The sequence below is a fragment of the Streptomyces asoensis genome, assembly GCF_013085465.1.
Lineage (GTDB): Bacteria > Actinomycetota > Actinomycetes > Streptomycetales > Streptomycetaceae > Streptomyces > Streptomyces cacaoi_A.
Genome location: NZ_CP049838.1, coordinates 7,808,881 through 7,827,205 on the forward strand (window position 1 = coordinate 7,808,881; position 18,325 = coordinate 7,827,205).

Consider the following 18,325-nt stretch of genomic DNA (forward strand, 5'->3'; position numbering starts at 1 on the left):
AGGTGCTTGACGGACGAGTAACAACCAGCCGTAATGACCCCAAGTACCGACAAGGCCGGAGGAGGCCCCGTGGAGCAGGGTGCGCAGAGCTCCACCGGTACCGGAACTCCGGCCGTGCCGGGGGCCGAGGGCCGTGCCCGGGTGCCGGCGCAGTCACGGGGGTCCGCCGAGTACGGCGAGGGCGCGGACCGGGAGAGATGCGGCCCGACCGGCGCCGCACGCGGCGAGCACACGCACAGCGAGATCCCCGTCCCGCGTCCCCGGCCGGTGGTGCAGCGCGCCTCGGTGCGCGGCCAGATCCTCGACGCGCTGCGCACCGCGCTCGTCGCCGGGGAACTGCTGCCGGGCGAGGTGTACTCGGCGCCGGTCCTCGGCGATCGCTTCGGGGTCTCCGCGACGCCGGTCCGCGAGGCGATGCAGCAGCTCGCGCTGGAAGGCGCCGTCGAGGTCGTCCCCAACCGGGGCTTCCGGGTGATCGTGCGAGGCACGCGCGAGCTGGCCGAGCTGGCCGAGGTACGCGCGCTGATCGAGGTTCCCGTGATGCTGCGGCTCGCCCGTACGGTGCCCGCCGAGCGCTGGGCGGAGCTGCGGCCGGTCGGCGAGGCGAGCGTGCGCGCGGCGGCCTCCGGCTGCCCGGCCACGTACGCGGAGGCCGACCGGATCTTCCACCGGGCGGTGCTCGCCCTGTCCGGCAACGAGCAACTGGTCGGCGTCGCCGAGGATCTGCACCGGCGCTCGCAGTGGCCGCTGGCCGGCGGTTCGGTGCGGCGCGGGCGGACGGATCTCGTGGCCGACGCGGCGGAGCACATGGCGCTGCTGGAAGCGTTGACGGCGGGGGAGCCGGACCGGGCGCAGGCGCTGGTGCGCGGGCACTTCACCGGCGCACGCGGCTGAGCCGACGGCTGCCGGGGCCGCGGTCCGACCGCCCCCTGAGCCCGGTCGGCGCTGAAGCGGCCGCGCCGCGCGCCGCCCGACGCGAGCCATGGCCCACAGCGCGCGCAAGACCTCGTCAGCCCGAGCTGCGAAGATGCCTCCTCCCATCCCCTCGAGCAGTGAAGGCGCCGCCTCGCTCACCCGCGCCCTGACGCGGCCCCGTCCTCAGACTCCGGATGGGCTGGGCGTCGGCGGTGGTGCCAACTGCCGTGCCAGCCAGGTCGGTACGCCGCCCAGGAGCCGGAACAGCCGGCGCGCCTCCTCGCGCAACCGCGAGGCCTCCGGGTCGACCTCCGCGTCCGCCAGCGAGGCGAGCGCCGGGGCGGTTCCCACCAGGTAGCCCAACTCCTCCCGGATGCGCAGCGATTCGGCGAAGCCGTGCCGGGCCTCCGCCACCTCACCGTCGCGCAGGGCGAGTCCGGCGAGGTGGCGCCAGGTGAAGGACAGCAGCAGCGAGTCGGAGTGGGCCGCGGCAGCCGTGTGGGCGCGCCGGTACGCGGCCCTCGCGGCCTGCGGGGAACGCGAGATGTTCTCGGCGAGCAGGCCCCGGCGGAAGTCCAGCAGCGCCCGTCCGGGCGCGTCCGGCGGGATCAGCGCCGCCGCCCGGCCGAGCGCGGCCCGCGCCTCGTCCACCCGGTCGCGCACACCGTGCAGCGTGGCCGCGTAGGCAAGTTGCCCTCGTTCACAAGCGGCCGCGCCGCGTTCCTCGTCGTCGTGGGCCAGCGCCTCCGCCGTGCGCAGCGCGTCCTCGGCGTCCTGCCAGCCCTGCTCGGTGTACAGGCACCGTTCCACGAGCAGTGAGGCCCGCTGGATCGCGCCCGCCGCGCTGTCCGGCGGGAGCAGAGCCGCCGCGTCGGCCCAGCAGGCGCGCGAGCGCAGCCGCCATACCGCGGTCTGGAGGGGATCGTCACCTGAGGTCGTTCCGGTACCAGACATGGCGGTGTACGCCACGTTGCCCTCCCCGAGCGCGCCGTCGAGCTTTGAGTGGTGGCCGCATCTCAGCACGGATCGCGGGGCCGGGCCAAGGGGGCGGGTGAAGGATTTCACAAAGTCGTGGGACTCCGCGCCCCAAAGGGTTCGACTGCTCGTGCCCCAGGGGTGGTAACCGGTGTCGGTCCGGTGTCAGCTCATCCGCAGCGCAAGGAAGAAATCCAGCTTGTCCTCCAGCCGCGAGAGGTCACGGCCCGTCAACTGCTCGATCCGTCCGACCCGGTAGCGCAGTGTGTTGACGTGCAGGTGCAGCCGGGACGCGCACCGCGTCCAGGAACCGTCGCAGTCCAGGAACGCTTCCAGGGTCGGGATCAGCTCGGCGCGGTGCCGTCGGTCGTAGTCGCGCAGCGGGTCCAGGAGACGGGCGGTAAACGCTTTCCGCACATCGTCCGGGACGAACGGGAGCAGCAGCACGTGCGAGGCCAGTTCCTGGTGGCCCGCCGCGCAGACCCGGCCGGGGCGGGCGGCGGCCACGCGCCGGGCGTGCCGTGCCTCCTCCAGGGCCCCGCGCAGCCCTTCCGCCGAGTGCACGGCCGCGCTGACGCCCAGCGTGAGCCGCCCGTCGCCGTCGAGGCCGGACGACAGCGGCTCCCGAACCGCCGCGAGCAGCGCGTCGGCGAGGAGGCCGGTCTCGGAGCCGTCGTGCTCGCTCGACACCGCCGGCAGCGGGACCAGGGCGATGGCCTCGTCGCCGGTGTGGGCCACGGCGATACGGTCGGAGGGCTCGGGTCCGGTGGCGAGCGGGTCGACCAGGATCTCCTCCAGGAGCGACTGGGCGACCGGGCCGGCCTCCAGGCCGCCTTCGTCCCACTCGACCCGGGCCACGACCACCTGCCAGTGCGGGGCGGCCCCCAGCCCCGGCAGCAGCACCGGCGCGGCCACCCGCAGGCGGGCCGCGATCTCCGCCGGCGCCGCGCCCGTCTGGACCAGCTCCAGCACCTCCTGCGCGAGGCGCCTGCGCACCGTGCGCGCGGCGTCCCGGCGGTCCCGCTCGACGGCGATCAGCTGAGTGACGCCCTGGAGCAGGTCGAGGCGCTCGTCCGCCCAGTCCCCGGCGTCCGCCTCGACGGCCAGCAGCCAGTCCGACAGGACGCTCTCGCGCACGTCCCGCGATGCCTGGGCGGCCTGCGAGGTCCGTGGGGCCTGCGGGGCGCGGCCGCCGCTGCGGATCGGGAACAGCGAGTACGTCGTCTGGCCCATGATCACCCGGTGCGGTCCGCGCCGCCCGGTGCGGACGGCCGCAAGGTGTTCGGCCGCCAGCTTCGCGCACGCGTCGGGCGGCAGGCCGGGCCCCGCCACCTTCGGGCCCGCGATGAGCCGCCCGGTGGGGGACAGGACCCAGGCCCGCAGGTCCAGGTCGGAGCCGAGCAGGTCCAGGACCACGTCCGGGCCGCCGCCCGCCGGGCCCGAGGTCATCATCCGGCGGTGCCGGTCCACGACGGCCGCGAGGTCCCCGGCGCGCTCGCCGGACACCTGCCGCACGACGTGCTCGGTGATCGTCGCGAAGGCCACCGACTCGTGCACCGCGAACAGCGGGAGACGGTGCCGGGCGCAGGCCACGGCCAGGTCCTCCGGAACGGCCCCCAGCTCCGCCTCACCGGCCGCGAGCGCCGCCACGCCGGCCTGCACCAGGATCCGTACGAACGGCTCGGAGTCCGCCGCGTCCCGGCGCCACGCCAGGCCCGTCAGCACCAGCTCGCCCCCGGAGAGGTAGCGGCTGGGGTCCCGCAGGTCGGTGGTCATGACACCCCGTACCGTGCGGTCCAGCTCGTCCCCGCCGCCGAGGAGCCTGAGGCCCAGCGCATCGGTGTCCAGCAGTGCGCGCAGCCGCATCTCGTCGCCGCCGTTCTTTGTCTCGAAAACTACGATGAATCCTGAAGGACGTGGTGGGAGAGGACCCGCCGTCGGCCCCGCCCCGGCGAGTCCGACCCGTGCGGCGGACAGTCACGAACCGCATTCTTCGGTGGCCAGGTCGTTTCCTACGTTTCCACAGGAAAACGAGGAGGTTACTGAGGACCTCCGTTCATACGAATCTACAAGATGCCTGGACCGACCAGCCAACTCCTTCATGGTTTCCGTGACTGACCCGGTCGGAGCAAGGCGCTGTGTACTGGCCTCACTCCGCGTGAACACCACAGATACGAGCCGGGCCCGCCGCACCCGATTCTGGCTCGATACGACTCACGAGACTCAAGAGACGAAGAAGAGAGCCGGTCATGGACTTCCTTCGCCCCGCCAGCTGGGAGGAGGCGCTCGCCGCCAAGGCCGAGCACCCCACCGCTGTGCCGATTGCGGGTGGCACCGACGTGATGGTCGAGATCAACTTCGACCACCGCAGGCCCGAGTACCTGCTCGACCTCACCCGCGTGGATGACCTCTATGCATGGGAGGTCGGCGAGGAGAGCGTGCGGCTCGGCGCCTCCGTCCCCTACACCCGGATCATGGAGAACCTGCGTACGGAGCTGCCGGGCCTGGCCCTCGCCTCGCACACCGTGGCCTCCCCGCAGATCCGCAACCGCGGCGGCGTCGGCGGCAACCTCGGCACCGCCTCCCCGGCCGGCGACGCCCACCCCGCCCTGCTGGCGGCCGGCGCCGAGGTCGAGGCGGAGTCGGTGCGCGGTACCCGCCGGATCCCGATCGACGCCTTCTACACCGGCGTGAAGCGCAACGCGCTCGCCCCCGACGAGCTGATCCGCGCCGTGCACATCAAGAAGGCCGACGGCCCGCAGCAGTACTCCAAGGTGGGTACCCGCAACGCCATGGTCATCGCCGTCTGCGCCTTCGGTCTCGCGCTGCACCCGCAGTCCCGGACCGTCCGTACCGGCATCGGCTCGGCCGCGCCCACCCCCGTTCGGGCGAAGAACGCCGAGGACTTCCTCAACGCGGCGCTCGAAGAAGGCGGTTTCTGGGACAACGGAAAGATCATCGCCCCGTCGGTCGCCAAGCAGTTCGCGGACCTGTGCGCCGCCGCGTGCAGCCCCATCGACGACGTCCGGGGGACGGCGAGTTACCGACGGCACGCGGTGGGCGTCATGGCCCGCCGCACGCTGACCTGGACGTGGGAGTCGTACCGCGGCCCCCGCCGCACCGCAAAGGGAGCCGCGTGATGCGCGTCAACTTCACTGTCAACGGACGTCCGCAGGAAGCGGACGACGTGTGGGAGGGCGAGAGCCTGCTCTACGTGCTGCGTGAGCGGCTCGGGCTGCCGGGTTCGAAGAACGCCTGCGAGCAGGGCGAGTGCGGCTCGTGCACGGTCCGGCTGGACGGCGTCCCGGTGTGTTCCTGCCTGGTAGCCGCCGGACAGGCCGAGGGCCGCGACGTCGTCACCGTCGAGGGCCTCGCGGAGTACGCCAAGCAGCGCGCCGAGCACGGCGGTTGTGGAACCGGTTCCTGCGGCGCGTCGGGCGCGTCGGACACCTCCCTCGACGAGGCCGACGGACGGCCGGCCAAGGGCGCCGACTCCCACACCGGTGAGGGAACCGAACTCGCCCCGATCCAGCAGGCGTTCATCGACGCCGGCGCCGTCCAGTGCGGTTTCTGCACTCCGGGGCTGCTGGTCGCGGCCGACGAGATGCTGGAACGCAATCCGAACCCGAGCGACGCGGACATCCGCGAGGCGCTCTCCGGCAACCTCTGCCGGTGCACCGGTTACGAGAAGATCATGGACGCGGTCCGCCTGGCGGCCGCCCGTCAGGGAGAGGCGGTCTGACGATGCCTTCCAACGGCGCTCCCCTAGGCACTCCCACCAAGGTCACCCAGGGCTCCCCGACCAAGGGCGGCATCGGTGAGTCCACGCTCCGCCCCGACGGCACCCTCAAGGTCACCGGCGAGTTCGCGTACTCGTCGGACATGTGGCACGAGGACATGCTCTGGGGCCAGATCCTGCGCTCCACGGTCGCCCACGCCGAGATCGTCTCCATCGACACGTCGGAGGCCCTCGCCCTGCCCGGTGTCTACGCCGTGATGACGTACGACGACCTGCCGACCGACGTGAAGAACTACGGCCTGGAGATCCAGGACACCCCAGTCCTGGCCCACGGCAAGGTCCGGCACCACGGCGAGCCGGTCGCGATCGTGGCCGCGGACCACCCCGAGACCGCCCGCCGCGCCGCCGCGAAGATCAAGGTCGAGTACCGCGAGCTGCCCGTCGTCACCGACGAGGCCTCGGCGACCGCGCCGGACGCGATCCTGATCCACGAGGGCCGCGACGACCACCACATCGGTCACGTCCCGCACCCGAACATCGTCCACCGCCAGCCGATCATCCGGGGCGACGCGGCCGCGGCCGCCGCGCGCGCCGATGTCGTCGTCAGGGGCGAGTACACCTTCGGCATGCAGGACCAGGCCTTCCTCGGCCCCGAGTCCGGCCTCGCCGTGCCCGAGGAGGACGGCGGCGTCCACCTCTACATCGCCACCCAGTGGCTCCACTCCGACCTGCGCCAGATCGCGCCCGTGCTCGGCCTGCCCGAGAGCAAGGTGCGGATGACGCTGTCCGGCGTCGGCGGCGCGTTCGGCGGCCGCGAGGACCTGTCGATGCAGATCCACGCCTGTCTGCTGGCCCTGCGCACCGGAAAACCCGTCAAAATCGTTTACAACCGTTTCGAGTCCTTCTTCGGCCACGTCCACCGCCACCCGGCGAAGCTCTTCTACGAGCACGGCGCGACCAGAGACGGCAAGCTCACCCACGTCAAGTGCCGGATCGTCCTCGACGGCGGCGCGTACGCCTCGGCCAGCCCGGCCGTCGTCGGAAACGCCTCCTCGCTCGGTATCGGTCCGTACGTCGTCGACGACGTCGAGATCGAGGCCATCGCCCTCTACACCAACAACCCGCCCTGCGGCGCGATGCGCGGCTTCGGCGCGGTCCAGGCCTGCTTCGCCTACGAGGCGCAGATGGACAAGGTCGCGGCCGAACTCGGCATGGATCCGGTGGAGTTCCGCCGGCTCAACGCGATGGAGCAGGGAACCCTCCTGCCGACCGGCCAGCCTGTCGACTCCCCGGCGCCGGTCGCCGAGATCCTGCGCCGGGTCAAGGCGATGCCGCTGCCCCCGGAGCGCCAGTGGGAGAGCAGCGAGGGCGCCGACGTACGGCAGCTGCCCGGCGGTCTGTCCAACACCACGCACGGCGAAGGCGTCGTACGGGGAATCGGTTACGCGGTCGGCATCAAGAACGTCGGTTTCTCCGAGGGCTTCGACGACTACTCGACCGCCCGGGTCCGCATGGAGGTCATCGCCGGAGAGCCCGTGGCGACCGTCCACACGGCCATGGCGGAGGTCGGCCAGGGCGGTGTCACCGTCCACGCGCAGATCGCCCGCACCGAGCTGGGCGTCTCGCAGGTGACCATCCGGCCCGCGGACACGCAGGTGGGCAGCGCCGGCTCGACCTCGGCCTCCCGGCAGACGTACGTCACCGGCGGCGCCGTGAAGAACTCCTGCGAGCTCGTCCGGGAGAAGGTCCTGGAGCTCGGCCGTCGCCGGTTCGGCTCCTACCACCCCGCCTGGGCCACCGCCGAGCTGCTCCTGGAGGGCGGCAAGGTCGTCACGGACGGCGGTGAGGTCCTCGCAGACCTGGTCGACGTGCTCGAGGACGGATGCGTCGAGGTCGAGGCGGAGTGGCGGCACCGGGCCACCGAGCCGTTCGACCTGCGCACGGGGCAGGGCAACGGCCACGTCCAGTACTCCTTCGCCGCGCACCGCGCCGTCGTCGAGGTCGACACCGAGCTCGGCCTGGTGAAGGTCGTCGAGCTGGCCTGTGTGCAGGACGTCGGCAAGGCGCTCAACCCGCTGTCCGTGATCGGTCAGATCCAGGGCGGTACGACCCAGGGTCTGGGCGTGGCGGTCATGGAGGAGATCATCGTCGACCCCAAGACGGCGAAGGTCAGGAACCCGTCGTTCACGGACTATCTGATCCCCACGATTCTCGACACGCCGACCATCCCGGTCGACGTGCTCGAACTCGCCGACGACCACGCCCCCTACGGGCTGCGTGGCGTCGGAGAGGCACCCACCCTGTCGTCGACTCCGGCGGTCCTCGCGGCCATCCGGAACGCGACCGGGCTGGAGCTCAACCGCACGCCGGTACGTCCGGAGCACCTCACCGGAACGTGACCCCACGGGGTCCGATCAGGTGTCGTCCGGGGGTGCCACACCCCCGGACCACCCCCCTTGTTCGTCTCGGGCCGTCCCCCGGGTCGTCCATTCCCAAATCCCGCGACCAGCCGAAGGCGCCACGCGGGTGTCCCTTTGAACCTTGGGAGATGGCCCATGACCCAGCAGTCACTGGAGCCGAGGACCACAGCCGAAGACGCGGGCGAAGGCACCCGCGTCCCGGCCGGACGGTCCTGGCTCGATCGGTACTTCCACATATCCAGGCGGGGAACCACGGTCGCCCGCGAAGTGCGCGGAGGCGTCACCACCTTCATGGCGATGGCGTACATCCTCCTGCTCAACCCCCTGATCCTGTCCGGCAAGGACGTGGCCGGGGACACCCTCGGTCAGAGAGCGCTGATCACCGCAACCGCTTTCGCAGCGGCTTTCACCACGCTGCTGATGGGCTTCCTCGGCAAGGTGCCGCTCGCGCTCGCCGCCGGGCTCTCCGTCTCGGGCGTCCTGTCCTCCCAGGTCGCCCCGGAGATGACCTGGCCGCAGGCGATGGGCATGTGCGTGCTGTACGGCGTCGTCATCATGCTGCTGGTCGTCACCGGTCTGCGCGAGATGATCATGAACGCGATTCCGCTCGCGCTCAAGCACGGCATCACCATGGGCATCGGCCTGTTCATCGCGCTCATCGGTTTCTACAAGTCCGGCTTCGTGCACCAGGGCGAGGCGACCCCGGTCACCCTCGGCCCGGCGGGCGAACTCGCGGGCTGGCCCGTCCTGTTGTTCGCCGGCACGCTGCTGCTGATCTTCATGCTCCAGGCCCGGAACATCCCCGGCGCCATCCTCATCGGCATCGTCGGCGGCACGGTCGTCGCCGCGATCCTGAACGCCACCGGGGTCGTGGACCCGAAGCAGTGGGCGGCCGGCGCTCCGGAACTGCACGGCAGCGCGGTCTCGATGCCCGACTTCTCGCTCTTCGGGGACGTGGAGTTCGGCGGCTGGGGCGAGGTCGGCGCGATGACCGTCGGCATGATCGTCTTCACGCTCGTCCTCGCCGGGTTCTTCGACGCGATGGCCACCATCATCGGCGTCGGCACCGAGGCGGGGCTCGCCGACGACAAGGGCCGGATGCCGGGCCTGTCCAAGGCGCTGTTCATCGACGGCGCCGGCGGAGCGATCGGCGGAGTGGCGGGCGGCTCCGGCCAGACCGTGTTCATCGAGTCGGCGACCGGCGTGGGCGAGGGAGCCCGTACGGGTCTCGCCTCGGTCGTCACCGGCGCCTTCTTCGCGGCCTGTCTGTTCTTCACCCCGCTCACCGCGATCGTCCCGCAGGAGGTCGCCTCCGCCGCCCTGGTCGTCATCGGCGCGATGATGCTGAGGAACGCCCGCCACGTCGACTGGGCCGACCGGGCAACCGCTGTCCCGGTGTTTCTGACCGTCGTCCTGATGCCGTTCACGTACACCATCACCACCGGAGTCGCCGCGGGTGTCATCTCCTACGTCGCGATCAAGGCCGCGCAGGGCAGGGCGCGGGAGATCGGCGCCTTCATGTGGGTCCTGACGGCGATCTTCCTCGTCTACTTCGCCCTCAACCCGATCGAGAGCTGGCTGGGCGTGCACTAGCACCCCGGTCCGACGGGCACCCGCCCCGCCACACAACCGCCCTCCACTCGACCCGCCCTCCCCGCAACCGCAGTCAAGGAGACCGAGAGATGCTGGACATCGCCGAGGAGCTCGACCGGTGGGTCGAGCAGGGCCGTGACTTCGCCGTGGCCACCGTGGTGGCCGTCGGCGGCAGCGCGCCCCGCCGGCCGGGCGCCGCCCTGGCGGTGGACGCCGACGGCACGGCGATCGGCTCGGTCTCCGGTGGTTGTGTGGAGGGCGCGGTGTACGAGCTGTGCCGGCAGGCGCTGGAGGACGGGGAGTCCGTCCTCGAACGCTTCGGTTACAGCGACGACGACGCCTTCGCCGTCGGGCTCACCTGTGGCGGGATCATCGACATCCTCGTCACCCCGGTGCGGGTCGGCGACCGGGTCCGTCCGGTGATCGCGGCCGGCCTGGAGGCCGCCGCCTCCGGCGGGGCCACGGCGCTGGCGCGGATCGTGACCGGCCCGGCCGACCTCGTCGGCCGCGCGCTGATCGTCCGCCCGCACGGGAGTGACGACAGCGGTTCCTACGAGAGCGTCTCTTACGACAGCGGTTTCCACGGCGGTGGCTCTTACGACAGCGGTTACTACGAAGGCGGCTTCGGTGCCCATCCGGAGTTGGACCGCACGGTCGCGGCCGAGGCCGGCGCCTTCCTCGACGCCGGTCGCACCGGCACCCTGGAGATCGGCGAGCAGGGCTCCCGCTGCGGGGCGCCGCTCACGGTGCTGGTCGAGTCGTCCGTCCCGCCGCCCCGGATGATCGTGTTCGGCGCGATCGACTTCGCGTCGGCCCTGGTGCGGGTCGGCAAGTTCCTGAACTACCGCGTGACGGTGTGCGACGCGCGTCCCGTCTTCGCGACCGAGGCCCGTTTCCCGGAGGCCGACGAGATCGTCGTCGAGTGGCCGCACAGGTACCTGGAGCGCACGGAGGTGGACGCGCGGACCGTGCTGTGCGTTCTCACCCACGACGCCAAGTTCGATGTCCCCCTGCTCCGGCTGGCGTTGCGGCTCCCGGTCGCCTACGTCGGCGCGATGGGCTCCCGCCGCACCCACCTCGACCGCAACGCCCGGTTGCGTGAAGTAGGTGTGACCGAGCTGGAGTTGGCGCGTCTTCGGTCCCCCATCGGCCTCGACCTGGGCGCCCGTACGCCCGAGGAGACGGCGTTGTCGATCGCCGCCGAGATCGTGGCCGACCGGCGCGGCGGCAGCGGGGTCTCACTCACCGGCGCGCACACGCCCATCCATCACGACACGGCCTCGGTGCCGACGGGCCGGATCGGCTCGGTGGCCTGAGCCGCCGCACCGCGCACGGCCGGCTGGTCCGGCCAGGTGAACGCGTAGCGCGGGTCGCCGCCCCGGCCCAGCCGGACGTGGCACAGCAGTTCGCGCGCGATGCCCGCGTTGCCCATCGCCCAGCCGGTCTGCGGTTCGAGGCGGCCCGGGCGGGCCGGTGCGCGAGGTCGGACCAGCGAGCGCCGGCCGCGTCCCGGGTCGCGCGGGGGACGAGGTCCGCCACGAGCGCCCGGGCGAGGTCGGGGGAGTCGCCCTGTTCGGCGATCCGGTCCCAGGCCGGCGCCGGTACCCCCGCCGTTCCGCAGCAGCGGCCGCAGCATCCGGCGCAGGGCGTCCACCGCGAGTTCCTCGACGTCGTCGGCTGCCGTCGTGCCCTCAGCCCGGCACGGTCGCCGCGGCCCTCGCGAGGTCACCTGCCGCGGAGCAGCCGGTTCACCGCGCGCCCGAACACCCTGCGGGCCGCGGCCCCGAGGAGCGGGTCGAAGAGGGACGGTAGAAAACGCACCCGCAACTCCTCCCGCCAGAGCACCCTGGCCCGCCCGCCGGGGCCCGGCCGTACCTCGATCTCGGCCCAGCCCAGGACGACCCGGCCGCGTTTCTCCAGCCGGCACCGGCCCGGCTCGTCGTCGGACGGCGGCTGCCACACGGTCACCTCCATCCGGTCGGCGAAGGCGAACGGGCCGAGACCCGAACGGGCCACGAAGACCGTGCCCTCGTGGGTCGGCGCGGGGGTGAGCACAGCCACGTCGGTGAGCGGTACGACGTCGCCGTGCCGGGACCACTCCGTCAGGCGACGCCAGGCGTCGTCCAGGGAAAGCGGTACCGTGCGTTCGAGCTGGAAGAAGACCACTCGTTGATCGTAGGGAGTCGGGGCCGTCCGACGGAGGATTACCCTCCGGCTCACAGGTTCGGACTCACCTTCGCGGTGTGGTGGCCGGGTCAGCGGTAGACCTGTCCGGGCACCGCCGTCCCCGGCGCCAGCAGCTGGGGAACCGTCACGAAAACGTATCCGCGCTCTTTCAGCGCGTCGATGATCCCCGGTACGGCCGGCACGGTCCCGTCGTAGATGTCGTGCAGCAGGATGATGCCGTCCCGGTCGGCCTGGGCCAGTACCCGGCGCTGGATCAGTGCGGAGTCGGTCGTCGTGTAGTCCTTGGCGGTCACCGTCCACAGCACCTCGGCGAGGCCCAGCTCGCGGCTGATCTCGTGCACGGTCTCGTCGGTGCGGCCCTGCGGCGGCCGCATCAGGGTGGGGCGCCGGCCGGTGAGGCGCTCTATCTCGTCGTTGGGGCGCTGGAGTTCCTCGCGTATCTCCTCAGGGGTGATCTGCGTGAGGATCTTGTGGTCCCAGGTGTGGCTGGCCACCTCGTGTCCCTCGGCGGCCATGCGTCTGACGAGCTCCGGGTATTTCTCGATGTGCCGCTCGCCCAGCAGGAAGAAGGTCGCCGGGACCTGTTTCTCCTTCAGGATGTCGAGCAGACGGGCCGAGTTCTCGCTCGGGCCGGCGTCGAAGGTGAGGGCGATGCACTTCGCCTCACGGCAGTCGACGGCGCCGAAGCGGGCGGCCTGGGTGGTGGCCGCGGGGCGGGCGCGGGCGGCGCTCGGGTGCGTGATGTCGGCGCCGCCGCAGCCGGTCAGCGTGACCGCCAGGCAGGTGGCCGCAGCCGAGATGGCGACGGCCCGCAACCTGGCCCCCGTTTTCTTCATCTTCCTGGTCAGAGAAGGCATGTCGAGACTATACATAGAGCGTATACACGCTATGTATAGTCTCGGTCGTCATGCGCTCCTCAGGCCGGTCAGGGCCCTACTGGGCGTAGAACGTGGCGTCTCCCTTGTCCGTGGCCGTGCTCGGCGTCTGCACGTACAGCACGTAGTTGTAGTGGCGGACATAGCGTCCGGCGTAGTTGTACGACTCGTACGAGACCCCCGCGGAGTCGGCGAGACCGGCCCGCCGGTAGAAACTCGCGTCGGACGCGAACGCCGACGTGCCGTCGTTCTTCTCCAGCCACACCTCGAAGTTCTTGTGCCGCAGGTAGTAGCCCGGGAAGTTGGCCGACTCCAGGGAGACGGTGCCGGTGCCCGCGAGACCGGTGACCACCCGGAACTGCGAGTCGGCGAGCGGGCTGACGCCGGCCTCGATGCGGGCGCGGTACTCCCAGTGCCGGATGAACCGGTCCGCGTAGTTGTACGAGGAGAAGCGCTGCGGGGTGACCCCGTCGGCCACCGGGATGCCGAAGTCGGGGGTGCCGTCCGCCTTCCAGTACACCTTCTGCACGCGGGTGCGGCGGTTGGGGTCGTTCAGCGGGTCACCGGTGATGTCCTTGTAGCTGCGGTCGTGGTAGACGAGGATGTCGGACTTGCCGTCCTCGGAGACCGTGAACGAGTTGTGGCCCGGCCCGTACTGTGAGGTCGAGGCGTTCGAGGTGAAGACGGGCTGCGTCCCCTTGGTCCAGGACGCCGGGTCGGTCAGGTCGGCCGTCGCGGAGGCGGTCAGCATGCCCAGGCAGTAGTTGGCGTCGGTCGCGCTCGCCGAGTAGGTCATGAAGACCTTGTTGCCGTGCTGGATCAGCGCGGGGCCCTCGTTGACCTTGTAGCCGATCGTCTCCCAGGAGAGCGTCGGCTGTGAGATCTCCGCCGGAGTGCCCTGGATCGTCCAGGGGTTGGCCATCGTCGCGATGAAGAGACTCGTGTTGTTGTCCTCGGACGGGTTGCGCTGCGCCCAGGCGAGATAGCGGACACCGTTGACGACGAACGTGGTGGAGTCGAGCGAGAAGCTCTCCCACGTGGTCTTGATCTGGCCCTTCTCGGTCCAGGTCGCGGTGAGCGGGTTGGCGCCGGTGCCTTCGAGGACGTACATCCGGATCGCCCAGACGTCACTGGTGGACCCGGCCGCGAAGTACACGTACCACTTGCCGTCGATGAAGTGGATCTCCGGCGCCCAGATGTGGGCGCCCATGACCCCGCTGCTGTGCTTGGTCCAGATGGTGACCTCCTGGGCCGTCGACAGCCCCTGGATGGTCGTCGCCCGGCGCAGCACGATGCGGTCGTACGCGGGGACCGTGGCGGTGAAGTAGTAGTAGCCGTCGGTGTGCTTGTAGATGTGCGGATCGGCGCGCTGCTCCGCGATCGGGTTGGTGTACGTCACCGCGGGGGAGTCGGGCACGGCGGCCTGGGCGGGGGCGCCCACGCCGGTGAGGACGGCCGCGAGGGCGACGAGGCCGGCCAGGATCAGCCGAACGGCGTTGCGTCTCAAGGGAGTTCTCCTGACGGAGGGGAGGGGAGGGGAGGGGAGGGGAGGAGGGAGGGGGAGAAGGCGCCGGGCTCAGGTGGTGGGCACCAGGCGCCACTGCTGGCAGGTGTTGTTCAGCCAGGTCCACTGCCGTACGTCGGTGCCGTTGGCGGTCCCGCAGTCGGTGACGTCGGCGACCTTGCCGCTGTTCTCGTTCACGAGCCGGACGTAGTCGCCGCTCGCGGTGAAGACGGGACGGAAACGCTGGCACTTGTTGTTCAGCCATGACCACTGGCGCAGGTCGGCGCCGTCGGCGGTGGAGCAGTCGGCGGTGTCCATCACCCCGCCGGTGGCCACGTTCACCAGCCGGCTCGTGTCGTCGCCCTGGTCCTCGATCCGCCACTTCTGGTTGGTCCCGCCGGTGCAGGTCCACTGGAAGATGTTCGTGCCGTTGGCCGTGGAACCGCCTTCGACGTCGAGGCACTTGCCGCTGTTGCGGTTGACGAGGGTGTACGCGGTCGGGGTCGCCGCCGTCTCGCCGGACGGGCCGGGGAGCGTCGTGCCCAGGGCGACGGGGGTGCCGAAGTTCGGGGTGCCGTCGGCGTTCCAGGTGAACTTCTGGGCGCGGGTCGTCCGGCCGTTTCCGCAGCCGCCGCTCGCGGAGGAGTTGGCGTGGTAGACGATCCAGTTCTCGGTGCCGTCGGGTGAGGTGAAGAAACCGTTGTGACCCGGGCCGTAGACGCCGCCTGTGTCGCTGCGCTGGAAGACGGGCGTCTGTTTCTTGGTCCACGATGCCGGGTTCAGCGGGTCGCTGCCCGTCAGCTCCAGCTGGCCGAGCTTGTAGTCGGCGGTCTGGCAGTAGCTGGCGGAGTAGCTGAGGAAGGTGCGGCCGTTGTGGTACAGCGGTTCCGGGCCCTCGTTGACGGGCGCACCCACCCGCTCCCAGTCCAGTGTGGGGCTGGAGATCACCGTGAAGGTGCTGCTGGACAGCGTGTACGGGTTGCTCATCGGCGCGATGACCAGGCTCTGCGCGCTGCCGTTCACGAAACCGCTTCCGACGAGATACAGGTTTCCGTTCGCCTGGAGCACGCTCGCGTCGATCAGCCAGCCGCCCGGGGTGAGGTTGGAGCCGGTCAGGGAGCCCTTGTACGTGTAGGGGCCCAGCGGGTCGGTGCCGGCGCTCTCCAGGACGTGGGTGCGCTGGGAGTCGCAGCAGGCGGTGCCGCCCTGGCCGGCCGAGTAGTAGAGGTACCAGTGGCCGTTGAACCGGTGGATCTCCGGTGCCCAGATGTTGGTGTTGCGGGTCGAGGTGGTGTCCGACCACACCTGCACGGTGGGCGCGGTGGCGAGGCCCGCGAGGGTCGGCGCCTTGCGCATGCCGAGGACGCCCGTGAACGTCGTGGTGATCAGGTAGTAGTTGCCGTCGTAGAACTCCAGCCAGGGGTCCGCGCCCTTGGCCGACTTCAGCGGGTTGGTGTACGGGCGGCCGTCGGCCGCGGCCACCGGCTGGGTCGCCGCCACCAGGGCGACGAGGAGGGCCAACACGCAGACGAGCAGGGGTCTGCGGCGGTACTTCCGAGGCATACAGGACCGTCCCTTGTCCGTGAAACTGCCTGTCCGGGATTTCGAACATGGTTCGTAACTTCGGCCAGAAGATAGGGGGCGAGCATGTCTCCGTCAATGGTTTCGACAGCCCCACCGGCATCGGGAACCCGTCGGGACAACAGCATTCACCGCACGGCCGGTTCACGGTGGGGAACGCGCCAGGGCGCCCCGCCCGGTCACTGGGGACCGGGCGGGACGCCCTGGACGTGCTGCTGTGCTGTTCTTTCCGGCCTCTCCTGACGGAGAGTCCGGGATCAGATCAGGTCGAACCGGTCGAGGTTCGAGACCTTGACCCACGCGGCGACGAAGTCGTTCACGAACTTCGCCTTCGCGTCGTCGCTCGCGTAGACCTCGGCGACCGCGCGCAGCTCGGAGTTCGAGCCGAAGACGAGGTCGGCGCGGGTGCCGGTCCACTTGACCTCGCCCGTGGCGGCGTCGCGGCCCTCGAAGGTGGCCTGGTCCGAGGACGTCGACGACCACGTCGTACCCAGGTCGAGCAGGTTGACGAAGAAGTCGTTCGTCAGCGTGCCGGGGGCGTCGGTCAGGACGCCGTGCGAGGACTGGCCGTGGTTGGCGCCCAGCACGCGCAGGCCGCCGACCAGGACGGTCAGCTCGGGGGCGCTCAGGGTCAGCAGGTTCGCCTTGTCGAGCAGCAGGAACTCGGCCGGCAGACGGTTGCCCTTGCCGAGGTAGTTGCGGAACCCGTCGGCGGTCGGCTCGAGCGCGGCGAACGACTCGACGTCCGTCTGCTCCTGCGAGGCGTCCACGCGGCCCGGGGTGAAGGGGACCTCCACGGCGTGACCGGCGTCCTTGGCGGCCTTCTCCACGGCGGCGGCACCACCGAGGACGATCAGGTCGGCCAGGGAGACCTTCTTCGCGCCGGAGTTGAACTCCTGCTGGACGCCCTCCAGGACGCGCAGCACCTGGGCCAGCTCGTCCGGGTTGTTGACCTCCCAGCCGCGCTGCGGCTCGAGGCGGATGCGGGCGCCGTTGGCACCGCCGCGCTTGTCGCTGCCGCGGTGGGTGGAGGCCGACGCCCACGCGGTGGACACCAGCTGCGAGACGCTCAGCCCCGAGTCGAGGACCTTGGCCTTGAGCGCCGCGATGTCCTCGGCGCCGATGACCTCGCCCTCGGCCTCCGGCAGCGGGTCCTGCCACAGCAGGGTCTCCGCCGGGACCTCCGGGCCGAGGTACAGGGACTTCGGGCCCAGGTCGCGGTGGGTCAGCTTGTACCAGGCGCGGGCGAAGGCGTCCGCGAACTCGGCCGGGTTCTCGTGGAAGCGGCGCGAGATCTCACCGTAGATCGGGTCGAAGCGCAGCGACAGGTCGGTGGTGAGCATCGTCGGGAGCTTCTTCTTCGACGCGTCGTGCGCGTCGGGGATGATCGCCTCGGCGTCCTTGGCCACCCACTGCTTGGCGCCGGCCGGGGACTCCGACAGCTCCCACTCGTAGCCGAAGAGGATGTTGAAGAAGTCGTTGCTCCACTGGGTGGGCTTGGTGGTCCAGGTGACCTCAAGACCACTGGTGATGGCGTCGCCGCCCTTGCCCGTGCCGTAGCTGGACTTCCAGCCCAGGCCCTGCTGCGCGAGGGCGGCGGCCTCGGGGTCGTCGCCGACGCTGTCCGCCGGACCGGCACCGTGGGTCTTGCCGAAGGTGTGACCACCGGCGATCAGGGCGACGGTCTCCTCGTCGTTCATCGCCATGCGGCGGAACGTCTCGCGGATGTCGCGGGCCGCGGCCAGCGGGTCCGGGTTGCCGTTGGGGCCCTCGGGGTTGACGTAGATGAGGCCCATCTGGACCGCGCCGAGCGGGTTCTCCAGCTCGCGGTCGCCGGTGTAGCGCTGGTCGTCGAGCCAGGTGGTCTCCGGGCCCCAGTACACGTCCTCGTCGGCCTCCCAGACGTCCGCGCGGCCGCCGGCGAAGCCGAAGGTCTCGAAGCCCATCGTCTCCAGCGCGACGTTGCCCGTGAGGATCAGGAGGTCGGCCCAGGAGATGGACTGGCCGTACTTCTTCTTGACCGGCCACAGCAGACGGCGGGCCTTGTCGAGGTTGGCGTTGTCCGGCCAGCTGTTCAGCGGCGCGAAGCGCTGCTGCCCGCGGCCACCGCCGCCGCGGCCGTCGCTGATGCGGTAGGTGCCGGCGCTGTGCCAGGCCATACGGATCATCAGCGGGCCGTAGTTGCCGAAGTCGGCGGGCCACCAGTCCTGCGAGGTGGTCAGCACCTCGGCGATGTCCTGTTTCACGGCCGCCAGGTCGAGGGCCTCGAACGCCGCGGCGTAGTCGAACTCCGCACCGAGCGGGTTCGCCACGACGGGGTCCTTGGCGAGGATCTTCAGGTTGAGGCGCTCCGGCCACCACTGGCGGTTGCCGCCGCCCTGGGTCGGGTGCGCGGCGCGGTCGTGCGCGACCGGGCAGCCACCTGCCTCCGCCGCCTTCGAGTCGGTCACGATCGCATCATGGTTCTCGGTCATGGGGGAATCCTTCTGGACTGGTCGGATCACATGCTCACGTACCGCAGGTGTCGGGTCCTGCG

At 71.0% G+C, this 18,325-nt stretch carries 14 protein-coding genes; 6 read left to right on the forward strand and 8 right to left on the reverse strand.

Features of this window, described 5'->3' with window-relative positions:
* Nucleotides 1-69 precede the first annotated feature (69 nt).
* Nucleotides 70-894: a GntR family transcriptional regulator gene (locus tag G9272_RS35010; RefSeq protein WP_171400232.1), complete on the forward strand. Its 825-nt coding sequence runs from the start codon at nucleotides 70-72 to the stop codon at nucleotides 892-894.
* Between the two features lie 204 nt (nucleotides 895-1,098).
* On the opposite strand, the gene G9272_RS35015 is transcribed toward G9272_RS35010, so the two are convergent.
* Both G9272_RS35015 and G9272_RS35020 read right to left on the reverse strand, forming a co-directional pair.
* Nucleotides 1,099-1,884 (reverse strand): hypothetical protein, encoded by a 786-nt coding sequence (locus tag G9272_RS35015; RefSeq protein ID WP_171400233.1) that lies wholly within the window; start codon nucleotides 1,882-1,884, stop codon nucleotides 1,099-1,101.
* 171 nt (nucleotides 1,885-2,055) lie between these two features.
* A complete protein-coding gene (locus tag G9272_RS35020; protein ID WP_171400234.1) occupies nucleotides 2,056-3,756 on the reverse strand; it encodes a PucR family transcriptional regulator in 1,701 nt (566 codons plus the stop codon).
* 383 nt (nucleotides 3,757-4,139) lie between these two features.
* Between G9272_RS35020 and G9272_RS35025 the strand changes: the two genes are divergently transcribed.
* The 5 genes from G9272_RS35025 (at nucleotide 4,140) to G9272_RS35045 (ending at nucleotide 10,958) form a co-directional block, all read left to right on the forward strand.
* A complete protein-coding gene (locus tag G9272_RS35025; protein ID WP_171400235.1) occupies nucleotides 4,140-5,030 on the forward strand; it encodes an FAD binding domain-containing protein in 891 nt (296 codons plus the stop codon).
* On the forward strand, nucleotides 5,030-5,632 hold the full coding sequence (locus G9272_RS35030) for a (2Fe-2S)-binding protein (RefSeq protein WP_171400236.1): 603 nt from the start codon (nucleotides 5,030-5,032) through the stop codon (nucleotides 5,630-5,632). Before G9272_RS35025 ends, G9272_RS35030 begins: the two co-directional genes overlap by 1 nt.
* Before the next feature lie 2 nt (nucleotides 5,633-5,634).
* Nucleotides 5,635-8,028, forward strand: coding sequence for a xanthine dehydrogenase family protein molybdopterin-binding subunit (locus tag G9272_RS35035; protein WP_171400237.1), 2,394 nt, complete (start codon nucleotides 5,635-5,637; stop codon nucleotides 8,026-8,028).
* Nucleotides 8,029-8,184: 156 nt separating this feature from the next.
* On the forward strand, nucleotides 8,185-9,642 hold the full coding sequence (locus G9272_RS35040; protein WP_171400238.1) for an NCS2 family permease: 1,458 nt from the start codon (nucleotides 8,185-8,187) through the stop codon (nucleotides 9,640-9,642).
* An 89-nt stretch (nucleotides 9,643-9,731) separates the two neighbouring features.
* The gene (locus tag G9272_RS35045) at nucleotides 9,732-10,958 is read left to right on the forward strand and encodes an XdhC family protein (RefSeq protein ID WP_171400239.1); all 1,227 of its coding nucleotides are present in this window, start codon (nucleotides 9,732-9,734) and stop codon (nucleotides 10,956-10,958) included.
* Here G9272_RS35045 and G9272_RS35050 read toward each other — a convergent pair.
* From G9272_RS35050 to katG, 6 genes are all read right to left on the reverse strand, one after another.
* Nucleotides 10,910-11,296: a hypothetical protein gene (locus tag G9272_RS35050; RefSeq protein WP_253268043.1), complete on the reverse strand. Its 387-nt coding sequence runs from the start codon at nucleotides 11,294-11,296 to the stop codon at nucleotides 10,910-10,912. The genes G9272_RS35045 and G9272_RS35050 overlap by 49 nt on opposite strands.
* A gap of 71 nt (nucleotides 11,297-11,367) precedes the next feature.
* Entirely contained in the window at nucleotides 11,368-11,808 is a 441-nt protein-coding gene (locus tag G9272_RS35055; RefSeq protein ID WP_171400240.1) for an SRPBCC family protein, read from the reverse strand.
* Nucleotides 11,809-11,897: 89 nt separating this feature from the next.
* On the reverse strand, nucleotides 11,898-12,665 hold the full coding sequence (locus G9272_RS35060) for a polysaccharide deacetylase family protein (protein WP_171402302.1): 768 nt from the start codon (nucleotides 12,663-12,665) through the stop codon (nucleotides 11,898-11,900).
* A 97-nt stretch (nucleotides 12,666-12,762) separates the two neighbouring features.
* Nucleotides 12,763-14,211 (reverse strand): family 43 glycosylhydrolase, encoded by a 1,449-nt coding sequence (locus G9272_RS35065; protein WP_171400241.1) that lies wholly within the window; start codon nucleotides 14,209-14,211, stop codon nucleotides 12,763-12,765.
* Nucleotides 14,212-14,280: 69 nt separating this feature from the next.
* A complete protein-coding gene (locus tag G9272_RS35070) occupies nucleotides 14,281-15,771 on the reverse strand; it encodes a family 43 glycosylhydrolase (RefSeq protein WP_171400242.1) in 1,491 nt (496 codons plus the stop codon).
* A 275-nt stretch (nucleotides 15,772-16,046) separates the two neighbouring features.
* The gene (gene katG, locus G9272_RS35075) at nucleotides 16,047-18,263 is read right to left on the reverse strand and encodes a catalase/peroxidase HPI (RefSeq protein WP_171400243.1); all 2,217 of its coding nucleotides are present in this window, start codon (nucleotides 18,261-18,263) and stop codon (nucleotides 16,047-16,049) included.
* Between the last annotated feature and the right edge of the window lie 62 nt (nucleotides 18,264-18,325).

Bases quoted from the DNA above. Each gene is read 5' to 3' on its own strand.
- G9272_RS35030 (WP_171400236.1), top strand. From the start codon at position 5,030: ATGCGCGTCAACTTCACTGTCAACGGACGTCCGCAGGAAGCGGACGAC.
- G9272_RS35020 (WP_171400234.1), bottom strand. From the start codon at position 3,756: ATGCGGCTGCGCGCACTGCTGGACACCGATGCGCTGGGCCTCAGGCTC.
- G9272_RS35060 (WP_171402302.1), bottom strand. From the start codon at position 12,665: ATGAAGAAAACGGGGGCCAGGTTGCGGGCCGTCGCCATCTCGGCTGCG.
- katG (WP_171400243.1), bottom strand. From the start codon at position 18,263: ATGACCGAGAACCATGATGCGATCGTGACCGACTCGAAGGCGGCGGAG.
- G9272_RS35045 (WP_171400239.1), top strand. From the start codon at position 9,732: ATGCTGGACATCGCCGAGGAGCTCGACCGGTGGGTCGAGCAGGGCCGT.
- G9272_RS35025 (WP_171400235.1), top strand. From the start codon at position 4,140: ATGGACTTCCTTCGCCCCGCCAGCTGGGAGGAGGCGCTCGCCGCCAAG.
- G9272_RS35070 (WP_171400242.1), bottom strand. From the start codon at position 15,771: ATGCCTCGGAAGTACCGCCGCAGACCCCTGCTCGTCTGCGTGTTGGCC.
- G9272_RS35035 (WP_171400237.1), top strand. From the start codon at position 5,635: ATGCCTTCCAACGGCGCTCCCCTAGGCACTCCCACCAAGGTCACCCAG.
- G9272_RS35040 (WP_171400238.1), top strand. From the start codon at position 8,185: ATGACCCAGCAGTCACTGGAGCCGAGGACCACAGCCGAAGACGCGGGC.